This window comes from Christiangramia crocea, from assembly GCF_022410465.1.
GTDB classification, from domain to species: domain Bacteria; phylum Bacteroidota; class Bacteroidia; order Flavobacteriales; family Flavobacteriaceae; genus Christiangramia; species Christiangramia crocea.
Genome location: NZ_JAJSON010000016.1, coordinates 260,738 through 277,079, shown reverse-complemented (window position 1 = coordinate 277,079; position 16,342 = coordinate 260,738). Strand labels below are relative to the sequence as shown.

At 37.6% G+C, this 16,342-nt stretch carries 17 protein-coding genes and 1 tRNA gene; 9 read left to right on the top strand and 9 right to left on the bottom strand.

The window, feature by feature from the left end; genetic code table 11:
* Positions 1-48 precede the first annotated feature (48 nt).
* From rnpA to LU635_RS07250, 3 genes are read left to right on the top strand one after another with little or no spacing between them, the layout of a single operon-like run.
* A complete protein-coding gene (gene rnpA, locus LU635_RS07260; protein WP_240097675.1) occupies positions 49-417 on the top strand; it encodes a ribonuclease P protein component in 369 nt (122 codons plus the stop codon).
* Positions 418-420: 3 nt separating this feature from the next.
* Entirely contained in the window at positions 421-2,055 is a 1,635-nt protein-coding gene (locus LU635_RS07255; protein ID WP_240097673.1) for a S41 family peptidase, read from the top strand.
* Between the two features lie 11 nt (positions 2,056-2,066).
* The gene (locus LU635_RS07250) at positions 2,067-2,885 is read left to right on the top strand and encodes a sterol desaturase family protein (RefSeq protein ID WP_240097671.1); all 819 of its coding nucleotides are present in this window, start codon (positions 2,067-2,069) and stop codon (positions 2,883-2,885) included.
* Here LU635_RS07250 and LU635_RS07245 read toward each other — a convergent pair.
* The 3 genes from LU635_RS07245 to LU635_RS07235 form a co-directional block, all read right to left on the bottom strand.
* Positions 2,882-3,331: a GNAT family N-acetyltransferase gene (locus LU635_RS07245; protein ID WP_240097669.1), complete on the bottom strand. Its 450-nt coding sequence runs from the start codon at positions 3,329-3,331 to the stop codon at positions 2,882-2,884. The genes LU635_RS07250 and LU635_RS07245 overlap by 4 nt on opposite strands.
* A gap of 7 nt (positions 3,332-3,338) precedes the next feature.
* The gene (gene rpiB / locus LU635_RS07240) at positions 3,339-3,779 is read right to left on the bottom strand and encodes a ribose 5-phosphate isomerase B (protein ID WP_240097667.1); all 441 of its coding nucleotides are present in this window, start codon (positions 3,777-3,779) and stop codon (positions 3,339-3,341) included.
* Positions 3,780-4,294: 515 nt separating this feature from the next.
* Positions 4,295-4,537 (bottom strand): DUF2007 domain-containing protein, encoded by a 243-nt coding sequence (locus tag LU635_RS07235; RefSeq protein WP_240097665.1) that lies wholly within the window; start codon positions 4,535-4,537, stop codon positions 4,295-4,297.
* A gap of 421 nt (positions 4,538-4,958) precedes the next feature.
* Between LU635_RS07235 and rnr the strand changes: the two genes are divergently transcribed.
* Both rnr and LU635_RS07225 read left to right on the top strand, forming a co-directional pair.
* A complete protein-coding gene (gene rnr, locus LU635_RS07230; RefSeq protein ID WP_240097663.1) occupies positions 4,959-7,157 on the top strand; it encodes a ribonuclease R in 2,199 nt (732 codons plus the stop codon).
* 105 nt (positions 7,158-7,262) lie between these two features.
* A complete protein-coding gene (locus tag LU635_RS07225; protein ID WP_240097662.1) occupies positions 7,263-8,009 on the top strand; it encodes a LysE family translocator in 747 nt (248 codons plus the stop codon).
* Between the two features lie 34 nt (positions 8,010-8,043).
* On the opposite strand, the gene LU635_RS07220 is transcribed toward LU635_RS07225, so the two are convergent.
* The 4 genes from LU635_RS07220 to LU635_RS07205 all read right to left on the bottom strand — a co-directional run bounded on the left by LU635_RS07220 (position 8,044) and on the right by LU635_RS07205 (position 10,588).
* Positions 8,044-8,114, bottom strand: a tRNA-Cys gene (locus LU635_RS07220).
* A 51-nt stretch (positions 8,115-8,165) separates the two neighbouring features.
* Positions 8,166-8,522: a dihydroneopterin aldolase gene (gene folB, locus LU635_RS07215; protein WP_240097661.1), complete on the bottom strand. Its 357-nt coding sequence runs from the start codon at positions 8,520-8,522 to the stop codon at positions 8,166-8,168.
* 25 nt (positions 8,523-8,547) lie between these two features.
* On the bottom strand, positions 8,548-9,306 hold the full coding sequence (locus tag LU635_RS07210; protein WP_240097660.1) for a DUF4397 domain-containing protein: 759 nt from the start codon (positions 9,304-9,306) through the stop codon (positions 8,548-8,550).
* On the bottom strand, positions 9,296-10,588 hold the full coding sequence (locus tag LU635_RS07205; protein WP_240097659.1) for an APC family permease: 1,293 nt from the start codon (positions 10,586-10,588) through the stop codon (positions 9,296-9,298). The genes LU635_RS07210 and LU635_RS07205 overlap by 11 nt, the downstream gene beginning before the upstream one ends.
* A 228-nt stretch (positions 10,589-10,816) precedes the next feature.
* On the opposite strand from LU635_RS07205, the gene LU635_RS07200 reads away from it, so the two are divergent.
* The 4 genes from LU635_RS07200 to LU635_RS07185 all read left to right on the top strand — a co-directional run bounded on the left by LU635_RS07200 (position 10,817) and on the right by LU635_RS07185 (position 13,591).
* The gene (locus tag LU635_RS07200; protein WP_240097658.1) at positions 10,817-12,496 is read left to right on the top strand and encodes a glutamine--tRNA ligase/YqeY domain fusion protein; all 1,680 of its coding nucleotides are present in this window, start codon (positions 10,817-10,819) and stop codon (positions 12,494-12,496) included.
* 126 nt (positions 12,497-12,622) lie between these two features.
* Positions 12,623-12,997 (top strand): YtxH domain-containing protein, encoded by a 375-nt coding sequence (locus tag LU635_RS07195; RefSeq protein ID WP_240097657.1) that lies wholly within the window; start codon positions 12,623-12,625, stop codon positions 12,995-12,997.
* A 7-nt stretch (positions 12,998-13,004) separates the two neighbouring features.
* Entirely contained in the window at positions 13,005-13,364 is a 360-nt protein-coding gene (locus tag LU635_RS07190) for a phage holin family protein (protein ID WP_240097656.1), read from the top strand.
* Positions 13,364-13,591: a DUF6327 family protein gene (locus LU635_RS07185; RefSeq protein ID WP_240097655.1), complete on the top strand. Its 228-nt coding sequence runs from the start codon at positions 13,364-13,366 to the stop codon at positions 13,589-13,591. Before LU635_RS07190 ends, LU635_RS07185 begins: the two co-directional genes overlap by 1 nt.
* A gap of 50 nt (positions 13,592-13,641) precedes the next feature.
* Here LU635_RS07185 and LU635_RS07180 read toward each other — a convergent pair whose 3' ends face one another.
* Both LU635_RS07180 and gltX read right to left on the bottom strand, forming a co-directional pair.
* Complete coding sequence (locus LU635_RS07180; RefSeq protein ID WP_240097653.1) at positions 13,642-14,604, bottom strand: SPFH domain-containing protein; 963 nt, start codon at positions 14,602-14,604, stop codon at positions 13,642-13,644.
* A 109-nt stretch (positions 14,605-14,713) separates the two neighbouring features.
* Positions 14,714-16,231 carry a glutamate--tRNA ligase gene (gene gltX / locus LU635_RS07175; protein ID WP_240097651.1) on the bottom strand — a complete coding sequence of 506 codons (1,518 nt, stop codon included), beginning with the start codon at positions 16,229-16,231 and terminating at the stop codon, positions 14,714-14,716.
* Positions 16,232-16,342: the final 111 nt, after the last annotated feature.

Below are 16,342 nucleotides of genomic sequence, written 5' to 3'. Positions count from 1 at the left end.
CCGTAATGAAAGGGTTTTTTTATTTAACAGGATGCTTACTTTTGACTTATGGACCAAAGATTCGGAAGATCCCAAAAACTTAAGAGCAAGAAGCTGATTGAACGGCTTTTTACGGAAGGGAAAAGCATTAAATCCTTTCCTCTTAAACTTATTTATCTTCCGGTTGAAAATTCTGAAAATATAGAGCTTAAAACCGGGGTTTCCGTTCCAAAGAAACTGGTAAAAACCGCAGTCAAAAGAAACAGAATTAAGCGTATGATGCGGGAAGTTTTCAGAAAAAATAAGTACCTTGTTAACAAAGACTTATCTTCTTCACATGCATTCATGTTCATCTATATTTCCCGTGACGAAATGGACTACGAAAAACTGGAAGCGAGCATGATAAGGATTATGGAGAAATTCAGGGAAAAATACTAAGCCATGAAAAAAAGAATTAACAGAATGATCATCCTTCCGGTTATTCTAATCGGGATATTTATTGGAACTGTAAGTTTCAAATCAGATTTCTTTGAGATCGCCAAGCAGATAGAGATTTTTACTACGCTTTTCAAGGAGATCAATATGAACTATGTAGATGAGACCAATCCGGCTGCTTTAATGGATACTGCTATAAAATCCATGCTCACCGATCTGGATCCATATACCAACTACTGGAACGAGCAGGATGTGGAAGCGGCACGCATCAATTCTGCAGGAGAATATACTGGAATAGGAGCTCTTGTAAAAACAGGCCCTAAAGCAATCACCGTGGTGGAAGCCTATAAGGATTATCCTGCCGATAAAGCCGGTTTAAAGGCCGGAGATGAAATAATTAAAATTGGAAATATAAGTGTGGCCGATTTTGAAGAAGACGCAGGAGAACTGCTAAATGGAGCTCCAGACAGTAATATAAGCATCACTTATCGCCGCCAGGGCGAAATAAGAACAACTTCCTTGAAAAGAAGTTCGGTAGAGCTCAATGCAGTTCCGTATTATAAATTACTGGATGATAATTCCGGTTATATAGTACTTTCGCGGTTCAATGCCAAAGCTTCAACGGAAGTGGCCAGAGCCCTGAAAGATCTGAAGAATCAGGGTGCAAATAAGATCATTCTGGATCTTAGGGGAAATCCCGGGGGCCTGCTGAATGAAGCGATTAACGTAAGCAATATTTTCATTCCGGAGGGAGAGCTTATCGTAACTACAAAATCTTCGATAGAAAAATACAATCGTGAATATTTTACCAAAAAAGAACCTATAGACACCAAAATTCCTCTTTCGGTTCTGGTGAATGGAAGAAGTGCCTCAGCGAGTGAGATCGTGGCCGGTGCAATACAGGATCTTGACAGGGGAGTGATTGTGGGTGCTAGAAGTTTTGGTAAAGGCCTCGTTCAAAGACCAAGGGAACTAGCTTATGGAACCCAGCTTAAGATTACTATTTCCAGGTATTACACTCCCAGCGGAAGATGTATTCAGGCCCTGGATTACAGAAGAAGAGATGAAGAAGGAAAAGCCGTAAGGACCAAGGTGGAAGATTACAATGAATTCACTACCCGGAATGGCAGAAAGGTATATGACGGTGGCGGAATTCTTCCTGATGTGAAACTGGAAACTTCAGAATTCAGTGACATCACTCAGGCCTTGTTAATGCAGGATGCGATATTTAACTACGCCACTAAATATTATTATTCCCATGAACTTTCAGAGCCCGGTGATTTTAATTTCACCGATACAGATTTCAACGATTTCAAGGATTATGTTAATAAGTCAGGTTTTGAATATCAAACCGCTACTGAAAGAGAATTGAATGAAATGCTGGAAAAGGCTGAGGATGAAAAACTAAGAGCAAGAATATCTTCTGAAATAAACAATATTAAGACTGAAATAAACAATTATAAAAGGCAGGAACTGGATAGTAAAAAACCTGAGATAATGAGTTTATTAACAGATGAGATCATAAAACGCTATTTCTATAAAGAAGGATTGTATGAGTATTATACAGAGAATAATCCCGAAATTGAAAGAGCTAAATCTATTCTTAATAATCCTTCAGAATATTCTAAAATACTTAATTAGTAAAATTTTAAATGGAAGCCTTTCTTTCATTTTTTGAGCATATGGCCGCCTGGCAAAAAGTTGCATGGATTTCTTTAGTTCTTGGCGGATTCTGGATCCTTGAAGGATATTACGCTCTGGTGAAATTCAAATACAACAAATGGGTCCATGCAAGAACCAATTTTATATTCCTGGGATTTGTAATGTTGATAAACCTGTTATTTGGAATCCTTACTGCCGGTATTTTTATCTGGACAGATAATTCTCAATTCGGTATTTTACAACTTTTAGAATTACCTATTTGGGCCGAGCTTATTCTGGCAGTAATAGCACTTGATCTTACCGCTCAGTATTTTGTACACTTTTTACTGCATAAGGTAAATTGGATGTGGAGACTGCATTTGGTACATCACAGCGATACTTATGTAGATGCCACCACAGGAACCAGGCATCATCCCTTCGATTTTATTATTCGTGAAACTTTTGCTTTAATTGCAGTGATAATTATGGGAATGCCGGTCGCTTTTTATTTATTCTACCGCATTCTTAGTGTTTTTTTCACCTATTTTACTCACGCGAATATCAGACTTCCGCTGAAGATAGATAAGCTGCTTAGTTATCTGATAGTTACCCCGAATATGCATAAGTTCCATCATCATTATCAGTTACCCTGGACCGACAGTAATTATGGGAACATACTGAGTATCTGGGACCGGTTATTTGGAACTTTTGTTTATGATAAGACCGAAAATATCCGCTACGGAATTGATATAGTAGAGGATGAGACTGCAGATGATATAGGCTATCAGTTAACAATCCCATTTAAGCGATCTATAAAAACAAAGAATTAGGCCTTTATCATGGCAATATGAGGAATACCATCTTCCAGGTATCCTTCCCCGGTAGTCTTATAACCATGGGATTCATAGAATCTGATAAGATATTGCTGGGCAGAAAGTTTTATTAGGGAAGTATTATAATGATCTGAAATTGCCTTAGCTGATGCTTTCATTATTTCATGTCCATAGCCATGTTTTCTATCAGCAGCCCTTACCACGACCCGGCCAATCGCAGCCTCCTCAAAGTAGTATCCGGGTTTGAAACATCTGGTATAGGCAACTATTTCTTCATTCCTCTTTCCAATCACATGAAGGGCATCAAAATCCTTTCCGTCTATATCCTGGTAGACACAGTCCTGTTCCACCACAAAGACTTCAGATCGCAATTGTAAAACATGATAAAGTTCGGTAGGGTTCAATTCACTGAAACCTTTAACTTCGATCTTTAACTTATTCATAAGCTTATTAACAATACTTTTTTGCCGGAATCTTGTCTACTCTGCGTTGGTGACGACCTCCTTCAAATTCAGTATTAACAAATGCCTCGAGCATCTCCACAGCCAGATCTTTAGCTACAAACCTTGCCGGAATACTCAAAATATTGGCGTTATTGTGTTCCCTGGCCAGTTTGGCGATCTCCACATTCCAGCAAAGTGCAGAGCGTACACCCTGATGTTTATTTGCAGTCATATTTGCACCATTTCCGCTACCGCAGATAATAACGCCAAAATCGGCTCTACCGTTTTCAACATCTTCTGCAACAGGATGCACAAAATCCGGATAATCAACACTATCAGCAGAATTTGTACCGTGGTTTATTGTGCTATGGCCCATAGACTCCAGCTTTTTCTGAATCATTTCTTTGTATCCGGTACCCGCGTGATCGTTTCCAATTGAGATTTTCATGATTTATATTATTTGTAGCAAAGGTAAAAAAAGCGGCTATTAACCAGCTTATTTTTGATTGTTAATTACTTTATAGAATACCTTAATATTCAGACTATTAAAATTGACAGCTAATTGTGAAAAACATCTGATGATTTAATTGAAAATAAATTTTGTTTTTAAGAAATTTATAACAATACGCTCCCTGTGTTGAATAATCCAAATTATAAGTACCGATTTTTTTAGATAGTTATGAGCACTTAAAAACAGGTTATCGACAAATGTTTATTTCTAAGTTTTTAATAAAGATCATTAAAACAATATTATGAACTTTTGTTAAGTAAATCTTAAAAATCGAAGAATATCAAGTAGTTAAGAATTAACTACTCTGTTGATAAACTGTTATCAAAAACTCACAACTGAAATTCCTAATCTTCTTCAATAAAATTGTTCTACAAATTAACACCCCATCATATAACATCATTTAAATTTTTTAAAAAAGAAGAAATGATAAATATGATATATAATGTTTATAACTATACTATTCTCAAGTGGGATGATTTGTCATTAAGAGAATCAATAATTTCTTTTGCCTTTTTAAAATCTAATGGGTGTACCATAAGGCGAATTCCACCGAAGGCGAAGGATGATAAGGGAAGCAGGCCTACAAGTGTCTCGTTTTGGAAATAATGGCGTATAGCGGCCTCTTCGAACTTTAATTTAAGAACGAAATATTCATGGTGATAGGTGAAGGTGGCAAGACATTTATAATCTTTCATGACCTGGAATAAGTATCTTAAAGATAGACCTTATTCTTGAATTGTTAAAAGAATTTTTTCAGAAGACTTAAACGTTTCTATAGGAAAAATCTCAGTTTTCTTATTGAGAGTTTTATTGATATAAGCAACAAAGAAGATCACCCCGAATAGAAATATCAGGAAAAACATGACCGAGTATTTTGTGGCTTTACCAACTTTCATGATCATAGTGTAAATATAGGGGGGAAGTAGCTGGGGAATGTTACTTCTAAATTAAGAAAAAATTAAGAATTAACTATAATGTTTTCAAAAAAAGTAAAAAAAATATCTTTTGTGTTAAATTGATAGTTCATACAGAGAATCTTTCCCCTTAACAAAACTTTAAAATGAAAAAGTTCATGTCTGATTATAATGGCGTAATTTTATCGTATACTAATTGAGAATGAATAAAAAGAAAAAAACTAAGAATAAAATACAGGGTAATCTTTCCAAAAGTATAATAGATATACTTCGTAAAAATCCCGGGAAAACTTATAATTACAAACAAATAGCTTCTGTTCTTGGGGTTGATGATGCGAGCAGCAGGAATCAGATTATTAAGAAACTTGCCCAGCTGGCAGCTAAAGACCAGATAGAACAGGTAGATCGCGGGAAATTCAAGATAGAAGGAAGTAAGAATTATTATACAGGCGTACTTGATCTAACCACCAAGGGTTATGGTTACGTTATGGTTCCAGAGCTTGCCGATGATATTTTTATTGCCAATAAAGATCTTAATTCGGGTTTTGACGGGGACACCGTAGATATTTATGTTTATAACCGGAGAAGACGGAAACGTTCTGAGGGTGAGGTTACAAAGATTGTTAAGCGCAAGAGAACCGAATTTGTAGGTACACTTCAGCAGAAAAAGGATTTTGGTTTTGTGGTTATAGACGATAAATCCATGTATACCGATTTCTTTGTATCCGGGAATAAGCTAAATGGGGCTAAAGATGGGGATAAGGTAGTTGTTGAATTTGAAGAATGGCCCGAAAAGGCCGACTCACCTTTTGGCAGGATAACCAGGGTGCTTGGAACTCCTGGAGAACATCATACCGAAATACATTCTATCCTCGCACAGTATGGGTTACCTCATGATTTCCCTGAAGAGGTAGAGGAATTTGCCAATAAACTGGATACTTCTATCGATGAAAAAGAGATCAGTAAAAGAAGGGATATGAGAGATATCCTGACGTTTACGATAGATCCCAAGGATGCCAAGGATTTTGATGACGCCTTAAGTTTCCAGACTCTAAAGAATGGAAATTATGAGATAGGAATACATATAGCCGATGTCTCACACTATGTTAAGCCCGGAACCCTACTTGATAATGAGGCTTTTGAGCGTGCCACTTCCGTATATTTAGTAGACAGGGTCGTTCCTATGTTGCCTGAAATACTTTCTAACAATGCCTGTTCATTAAGACCCAATGAAGAAAAATTTACTTTTTCAGCAGTTTTTGAAATAGACGATAAAGCAAATGTCAAGAATCAATGGTTTGGACGAACGGTTACTTATTCTGATGAAAGGTTTTCTTATGAAGAGGCCCAGCATATCATAGAGACCGGGACAGGAACCATCCCTGATGATATTTCCATTAGAAAACATTCTTACACCGTAAGAGGGGCTATGGTTGAAGCTATTATAACCCTTAACCGACTTGCCAAAAAGATGCGTTCAGAACGAATGCGTGATGGTGCTATTTCTTTCGATAAAGTGGAGGTTAAGTTTAATCTGAATGAAGATAACAACCCGGTTGGAGTATTTTTTAAAACCGCGAAAGATGCAAATAAGCTTATTGAAGAATTCATGCTACTGGCAAACAGAAAAGTGGCTGAATTCATAGGCAAGCAAAAACCTAAAAAAACCTTTGTTTACAGGTGTCATGATGAACCTGATGATGAGAAACTGGCAGCATTGCAGAATATTGTTGGAAGGTTTGGACATACACTTAATTTAAAAGACCGGCAAACCACTACTTCTTCTTTAAATAAATTACTGGAAGATGTGCAGGGTAGAAAGGAGCAGAATATGGTTGATACCCTCGCTATACGTACCATGAGCAAAGCTTATTACGGGATCGAGAATATTGGCCATTATGGACTTGCTTTCGGGTATTATACACATTTCACTTCGCCTATAAGAAGATATCCGGATGTTATGGTACACAGGCTTCTTCAACACTATTTAGACAAAAATGAATCTGCCAGTGAAGAGGAATACGAAAATAAATGTCATCACAGCAGTGAAATGGAAAATCTCGCCTCAAATGCTGAAAGGGATTCTATTAAATACATGCAGGTGAAATTTATGCAGGATCATGAAGATGAAGAATTCCTTGGTGTTATTTCCGGAGTGACCGAATGGGGTATATTCGTTGAGATCGTTGAAAATAAATGCGAGGGAATGATACGCCTGAGAGATCTCAGAAATGATCATTATGAATACAATCCTGAGGAATTTGCGGTGACGGGCAGAAAAACCGGTCAGACTTACACACTCGGCGATGAAGTGTATGTAAAAGTGAAGAATGCTGATCTTATTAAAAGACATCTTGATTTTACCTTATTAGGAAGCAGGGAAGAAGTTGAAGCTAATTGATATTTCACTGAAATAAACTTTAAAAAATACCGGCCAATCACCGGCGGGGGCGCAGATCCTTGAAAAAAGATCAAAAAGTTTACATTTGCAATACAACTTAACTGTATGTTACAGGACGTTTTAGCAGGTATGCCCCTGGGTTTATTTTTGGCTTTTTTACTTGGGCCTGTTTTTTTTGTATTGCTGGAAACCGCGGCCATCAAGGGCTTTAGAGCGGCTATTTCATTTGATATGGGCGTTATCCTGGCTGATATTGTCTTTCTCCTAATAGCCTATTTCAGTACAACTAAACTCCTGGAGCGTTTAAAAGATGATCCCGCGCTTTTTATTTTCGGGGGAATGATACTTGCCACTTACGGAGTAATGAGCTTTTTGCAAACAAAAAAGGTTTTGCAGACCGAAGATGAAACTCCGGAAATAAGGAAACTTGGAAAGAGCGACTATTTCGGATTGTTTGCAAAGGGTTTCCTGCTCAATTTTATCAATATAGGTGTTCTGGGCTTCTGGCTTGGAGTTATCATCGTATTTGGCCCTAAAATGGATATGGACATGGATAGGATAAGTATCTTTTTTAGTGCTGTTCTAATAACCTACCTGATTATTGATGTTGCCAAGATCCTTCTGGCAAAGAAACTGAACCGAAAACTTACTCCAAACCGTATTTATTTTATGAAAAAAGGCATTAGCCTTTTAATGATCCTGTTTGGTTGCGTCCTGATATCACAGGGAGCCTTCCCGAGCCAGGTTAACGAAATTAAAGATCAGATAGAGGAGATAACTCCTAATGATTCTCTCATGGGTAAACTTGATAATTTTGTGAACCATAAGGAAAAGGAAACCGGAGAAAAATAAAAAAGCTTCCCGGTTCAGGAAGCTTTCTTTTTTGAGGCATCGAGCGGATTCGAACCGCTGTACAAGGTTTTGCAGACCTCTGCCTAGCCACTCGGCCACGATGCCCTTTTACAGGATGGCAAATGTAATAAAAATTTTAAGTTTCAAAACTAAAATCTATCGGGATTTGGTGCGGCTTACCGTGACCATCGCGACATTTCCACCAATAGGAGGATTGATTTTTGAAACTTCTACTTTTGCTTTCTGAACCATGATTAGTTCTTTCATGATGCGTTTCAGTATCCTTTCAGCAACATTTTCAAGTAGTTTGGAACGAATTGCCATTTCCTCCTTTACAATTTTATTTAGATGAACATAATCTATGGTATCTGCTAATTTATCAGTCTTAGCTGAATGTGAAAGATCCCCATAAACTTTAAGGTCTACGCGATACTCACTTCCAATTTTACTCTCTTCGTCAAGGCATCCGTGATAAGAAAAGACCCTTATATTTTTTAATTTAATTACTCCCACAATAATTTTTTTGCTAAAATATTCTTTAAAATTCTTTTTTTGGAGTTTCTCCTACTACAACTTTCAAACTATCAATATACTTTTCTTCGTTTCCAATTAAGAAGAAGGTATATAAATAATCCGGTTTTATGTTTAATTCCTTAGTTGAGACTTCAACCTTATCGCCTTTTAATTTCCAAACCAGGATTTGAGGCTTTGGAGAAACTGTAAAATTCTTGGTTATTCTTGGATAGGTCAAAGAAGAAAGATCAGTTGATTTTGAGTCTTTTGTTTCTGCTGTTGCATTTACCTTTTCTACTCCGGCCGCCAGATGTATCCATCTTATTTTAGCCTCATTTTTTCCACACTCAAATTCATCATTAAGGATACGCATTTGGGGTAAATTTCCATTTGGATAAATAGCTTCTTCACCTTCAACTATTTCATGGAGTTTCATTTTTGTTGTTTTTTGATTCTTTTTCTGATCTTGCTGAGGAAAACCATTCATTACCAGGGTATAAATTCCATCTGTACCAATACCTATCTTTTTCTTTAATACTAAATTTTCATTATAAATTACCTCAACCTCATAGATACCTGAGCTTATTGTTTCATATTCTGTCAGGTCTCCATAGTTCAAATTTTTGCTGAGAATAATTTTATCTTTCTTTTTGAATTTTAATTCAACTGATTCTTTTGCAAACAGGAACTGGCCAATTCTCAAATGGGATGGTTTTTGGGTGTTCGATGAACATCCAAATATGATTAAAATTATAACCGAAAGGAGAAATGATTTAATCTTCATCTTGCTTGGATTTTTCAGTTTTATTTTCTCGTTTTCTGAGTAAATAAGGCCTACCAAGTATTATAAGCATAACTATTGCTAATATTCCACCCAGGGCAATCGGTTTTGAAATAACCAATCTAAAAATTAGAGCCAGCCCTACTAAAATTCCCAGTATAAGACCCACTACTGGTATCCATTTTCTTTTATCAGATTCTCTGTAGGCTATCCAGTTTACTATACCAAATGTGAATAAAAAGGCCAGACTTGCTGCTTCAACCAGAGAACTAAGTGAACCAATAATAGCCAGTAAACCTGCCAATATTCCTATGGTTATAATAGACCTGTCTGGTACATCATTATTATTTGTGTGATTGAACCAGGAAGGAAGTTCATTTTGCGAGGCTATTCTTTTTGCCAGGTTAGCCGTTGAAAAAAGAGTTGAGTTTATTGCGGCAGCGGTAGCGAATCCTGCAGCGACGGTCATTACAATTAATCCGGTTATTCCAAAAGCTGATTCCGCTGCTATTGTTAATGCAATTTCTTTAAAACTGATCAGCGAAATGGCTCCTCCAAGCATAGTTGCACCTAGAGCTACAACAGCATATAGCAGGACAACAAAAATGACTGCACTCATCAATGTTGGCATAAAACTTTTCTCGGGATCTTTAATCTTATCGTATTCGTATGTCAATAATTGAAAACCTTCGTAAGCCATAAATATTGCTGCCCCACCAAACAGGCTTGACCACATTGGCCTTGGGCTGATACCTGCTGTAAGTTGTGAAACATCCCAGTTTACAATTCCATAAATTCCCAGTGCCAATAATACCAGTAAATTGACGGAAACTATTATCATCTCAACATTGGTAAGTTTGCCCACTCCTGCAAGGTTCAGTAAAATAAGTCCTATTACGATACCTGCGGCAAGTAAACGCATAAGGAGAGGATTACCATGAAAAGCAAAAGATAAATAATGTCCAAATGCATAGGCGTATACCGAAATGGTGAGTATGTATCCTATAATTAACAGCCAGCTAAGGTTACCAGCCATTTTTTTGTCATTCACTTTTTCCAGAAAGACAAATGCTCCACCTTCTTCATGAAATTTGTTAGTTAAAAATACATAGCTGTAAGCTGAGGGGATCGCTATTAAACCTGTTAAAATAAAGGCCAGCCATGACCATTGTGCAGATACAGCTATTACTACTCCAAGTACTGTATATATTCCGCCACCAACCATTCCTCCGGCTGCCAGGGCCCATACTGATAATGGTTTTAATTTAGAAGATTTTTCAGCCATTGAAGCTTATAGCTGTATTTAATAGAATTAATTTTTGATTCATCACAGGAAATTTACCTGAATTCAGTTCAAGTTACTAAATCGAAAATTTTTTCGGTGATTTCAGAAATAGGTTTAGGTTTATTTTAACTGGAAACCGGGGAATGTTTTTAAATAGGAAGCTTTCTGATGCATTAGTATGCGGACGACTTAAAATTTGATAAATTTGCCTCTTATTATAAAACAGTTATGGCCGAAGGAAAAAAGTCGCTCAATTTTATTGAGCAAATCATAGAGGAAGATCTGCAAAAAGATTATAAAAAGGAAGACCTTAAGTTCCGTTTTCCCCCGGAACCCAATGGCTATCTTCATATTGGTCATGCATCTTCCATCTGTCTTAATTTTGGGCTGGGAGAGAGGTATGGTGCTCCTGTGAACCTTAGATTTGATGATACCAATCCTATCAAAGAAGAACAGGAATATGTTGATGCCATTAAAAGGGATGTAGAATGGTTAGGCTTTAAGTGGGCAGAAGAGTGTTATGCTTCAGATTATTTTCAGCAGCTGTATGACTGGGCGGTTGAAATGATAAAGAATGGCGATGCTTATGTAGACAGCCAGACTTCGGAGGAAATAGCTGAACAGAAAGGAACTCCAACTAATCCGGGAACAGAAAGCCCTTATAGAAACCGATCTGTTGAAGAGAATCTGGAGCTGTTTGAGAAGATGAAGAGTGGCGATACTCCCGAAAGAGGTCACGTTTTAAGAGCAAAGATCGATATGTCGGCACCTAATATGCTGATGAGGGATCCGGTTATGTACAGATGTTTACATAAAAGTCATCACCGAACCAAAGATAACTGGAAGATCTATCCAATGTATGATTGGGCGCATGGTCAAAGTGATTTTATCGAAGGTGTGTCTCATTCATTCTGTACCCTGGAATTCCTTCCGCATAGGGAATTATATAACTGGTTTATTGAAAAAGTTAGTAAAGCTGGTGATTTTGAACCAAAGCAGAGGGAATTTGCAAGAAGGAATCTCAGCCATACCGTTGTGAGTAAAAGGAAATTACTCCAGCTGGTTGAAAAAGGTTTCGTGGATTCCTGGGATGATCCAAGAATGCCTACTATATCCGGCCTAAGAAGACGTGGATATACACCAGAATCTATTAGAAAGTTTGCCGATTCCATTGGGGTAGGTAAACGAGAAAATTTAATAGATGTTGCACATCTTGAGTTTTGTGCAAGGGAAGATCTGAATAAGGTAGCACCTCGCGTGATGGGTGTTTTGGATCCTGTAAAACTTGTGATTACCAATTATCCAGAAGGAGAAGAGGAATGGCTGGATGCCGAAAACAATCCTGAAGACGAGTCGGCAGGAAGCAGAAGAATTCCTTTTTCTCGAGAATTGTATATTGAAAGAGAGGATTTCAAAGAAAGTGCAAACAGAAAGTTTTTCAGACTAACCCTTGGAAAAGAAGTTCGTTTAAAGAATGCTTATATCATCAAAGGTGAAGATGTGATTAAGGATGATGATGGTAATATTACCGAGATACATTGTACTTACGATCCTAAAAGCAAAAGCGGCAGCGGAACAGAGGAGTCATTGAGAAAGGTAAAAGGCACTCTACACTGGGTATCTGTAAAACACGCCATAGAAGCGGAGGTAAGGCTTTATGATCGTTTATTTACTGAAGAAACACCCGATGGGGTTAAAGACAGGGATTATCTGGATTTTGTTAATCCTGAATCTTTGAAAATTGTAACAGGATTTCTTGAACCTGGTTTAAAAGATGCAAAAGAAGGAGATAAGGTACAGTTCCAGCGGATTGGATATTTTTGTGTAGACAGGGATTCAACATCGGCAAAACCTGTGTTCAATAGGACTGTAACACTTCGTGATTCCTGGGCCAAAATCAAAAATTAATGAAACTTTCTGATTGCTTTAAGAATAATTTAGCATAGGATTTTAACATATTAACCGGTTATTAACAAGCAAAGGCTTTGGCTTCCTTTATCTTTGATTGAATAATAACTTAAAATTCAAAAACTTATGGCAAATACAGGTAATACCCTTTTAGCATTAATTACAGGAGCGGCAATAGGTGCCGGAATAGGACTTTTATATGCTCCGGACAGCGGTGATAACACCAGGAAAAAGCTTAAAAAGGATGCTCAGGAAGCTCAGAATAAACTGAACAAACGTTATCATGAGACTTCATCAAATTTGAGCGAAAAGGCCAAAAAAGCAAGAGTGGATTTTGAGCAGAGACTTGAAGAGACCTTATCTTCAGCAAGTCATAAGGCAGATGATATTTTGGCAGCAATGGAAACCAAACTTGAGGATTTACGAAAACAAAATGCTAAATTGCAAAAAGATAAACCAGGCAAGTCATCTGGCAATAAACCAGATAAGGCCGTAGTATAATCTTTTTATGGCATTTGAAAAATTATCCAGAAGTATTCATGATCTAAACGATAATATTCAGGCTTACATTCACAGTAATTCCGAATATTATAAACTGAAGGCCTTTAAAAATGGAATGAAGGGAGCTACTTCCCTTGTTCGTTTCCTGGTCCTTGGATTCTTATTGAGTACAGCGGGGATTATGCTTTCTTTTGCCCTTGCGATTGTTATTAGTGAAGCTATAGGCGTTCCTAGTTCGGGATATTTCATAGTGGGTGGGTTCTACCTGCTTATCTTTGTTCTTATTTTCATATTTGGAAAAGAACCAATTGAAAAACTTGTACTAAGGAAATTCTCAAAAGCAGTGTTTAACGATAAAGAAGAGTAATGAGAATATATTCCTCCTTTGAAGAAATAGACAAGGATCTGCAGATCCTAAGGTTACAGACTGAAATAGACAAGGAAGAGATCAAGCTGAGCCTGGATCAGGCCAAGGAAGGTTTATCCCCTGTTTCTCTTATTGGGAGCACTATTGGTTCTATTCTTCAGAAGGCCCTGGTGCTAAAGGCAGTTTCAAAGATCTTTGGAGTGAAAAGGGTTGTCACGAAAACATAAATAGAGAAAGAATATCAAAAAAATAAAAAAGCCCCATCAGGGGCTTTTTTTTAGCTATCTCCGTTATTGCGTTTCTTTTTACCTTTATCAGTCTGTTTTCTGTTCTGCTCTTTCATAGCCTCTCCAATCTGGTTGGAGGCCGTGAAAGAAGCTACCATATTATTCAACATATCACTACCGGCCTGAGGTGAATTCGGTAATAGAATGAGATTTGTATTCGTTTCTTCTCCAATAGCCTGGAGGGTATCATAATGCTGGGTAACAACTATAAGGGCTGAAGCTTCCTGGGAATTGATCCCAACATTGTTAAGTACATCTACACTTTCCTCAAGTCCTCGAGCTATTTCGCGACGTTGATCGGCGATACCCTGTCCCTGAAGTCTTTTGCTTTCTGCTTCGGCGCGAGCCTTGGCCACGATCTTTATCCTGTCGGCTTCAGCATCATATTCGGCAGCTACTTTTTCTCGTTCAGCGGCATTGATACGATTCATGGCGGCTTTTACCTGAACATCAGGGTCTATATCTGTAACTAGGGTTTTAATAATGTCATAACCATAGTCTTCCATAGCTTCATTCAGTTCACGGTTCACCGCAATAGCTATGTCGTCTTTCCTTTCAAAAACATCGTCTAACTTCATTTTAGGCACTTCTGCGCGCACAACATCAAATACGTAGGCAGTAATCTGGTCATGTGGACTTTCAAGCCTATAGAAGGCATCGTAGACGTTATTTTTTATCACCTGGAACTGAACTGATATTTTCAGTTTTACAAACACATTATCCTTGGTTTTGGTTTCTACCAGCACGTCCAGTTGCTGAACCTTTAAGTTGATCCTTCCCGCAACCTGATCTATGACCGGGAATTTTAATTGGAGACCCGAACTTCTGATACTGGTGAATTTTCCAAATCTTTCGATAACGGCGGAAGTTTGTTGTTTTACGATAAAGATTCCAGAGAAAATCACGATAAGGCTTATTATCCCCAGTAGCGGCAATAAAATTAAATTGAGCATAATTGTGAATTAAATTAGGCTTCAATTTAAGAATAAAAGCCTTAAGCCTTATAAAAATAAACCCGGATAATATTTTTATTATCCGGGTTTATACTGGAAAAATATAAGCTTAATCAAGTGTACCTATAGCAGTTTCAATTCGCTTTAAGGTTTCTTCCTTACCCACGAATTCTGCAATTTTATAGAGGTCGGGTCCCTGTAAGGCACCCACCAGGGCTATCCTTAGTGGCATCATAATCTTACCGAATCCTATTTCTTTACTTTTTATCCATGTCTTAACTTCGTTTTGAAGCTTTTCAGCTTGGAAATCATCCTGGGATTTTAAAACTTCACTAAGCTCTTTCATAAGATCATTTGTACCTTCTTTCCAAGCTTTTTTGGAGTCTTTAGGATCGTATGAAGTAGGGGACATAAAAAAGAAATAGCCCTGGTTCCAGAAGTCCTCTACAAATACAACCCTTTCCTTGATAAGCTTAACAACCTCATACACATAATCGCTCTCTGCTTCAATATCCTGTTTTTTAAGGAACTTCTGAAACTCTTCCGTTAGAAACTTATTATCGGCCTGCTGAATGTAATGCTGCTGAAACCATTTTGTTTTTTCAGGATCGAATTTTGCGCCTCCTTTATGCACTCTTTCCAGCTCGAATGCCCTGGTGAGTTCTTCCAGTTCAAAGAATTCCTGCTCGGTACCTGGATTCCAGCCAAGAAAAGCCAGCATGTTTACCACCGCTTCAGGAAAATATCCTTCTTCCCTGTAACCGGCTGAAATCTCACCTGATTTAGGATCTTTCCATTCCAAAGGAAATACCGGGAATCCCATTTTTTCACCATCCCTTTTGCTAAGTTTTCCTTTTCCCTGAGGTTTAAGTATAAGTGGAAGATGTGCAAATTTAGGCACATCCCAACCAAATGCCCTGTAAAGCATATAATGTAGTGCCAATGAAGGTAACCATTCTTCACCTCGAATAACATGAGTGATTTCCATCAAATGGTCATCTACAATATTCGCCAGATGATAGGTAGGCATCCCGTCACTTTTAAAGAGGACTTTATCATCAAGGATATTAGTATCTATTTCCATTTCTCCCCGTATCACATCCTTTAAATGGAGGGTTTCATCTTTTGGAGATTTAAAACGTATTACGTAAGCTTCTTCGGTATCCAGTTTTTCCTGAACTTCTTCCTTAGAAAGGGATATGGAATTCTTAAGTTTTTCGCGATTATGCCAGTTATAGATAAAGGTCTTGCCCTTTTCTTCGTGATCTTTTCTATGTGCATCCAACTCATCAGCGGTATCAAAAGCATAATAGGCATTTCCAGATTCTACTAGCTTTTCAGCATATTCCCTGTATTTGTCCTTACGTTCACTTTGTCTGTATGGTCCATAACCTTTTTCTTTTCCCGGGCCTTCGTCAAATGGAATTCCACACCAGTTAAGGGATTCTATAATATAATCTTCGGCTCCTTCCACAAAACGATTCTGGTCTGTATCCTCAATTCTCAGTACGAAATCTCCGTTATGCTTTTTAGCAAACAGATAGTTATACAAAGCTGTTCTTACACCACCAATGTGCAACGGACCTGTGGGGCTGGGAGCAAATCTTACTCTTACTTTAGAAGACATATTTTGTTGATTTTTGATGGCAAAGATACAACCTTCTTGTAGCAATCCTAAACCTGATACATGGCATTGGGTATGAGAACGAATTTTATTGTATTTTTAAGGAAACATTGC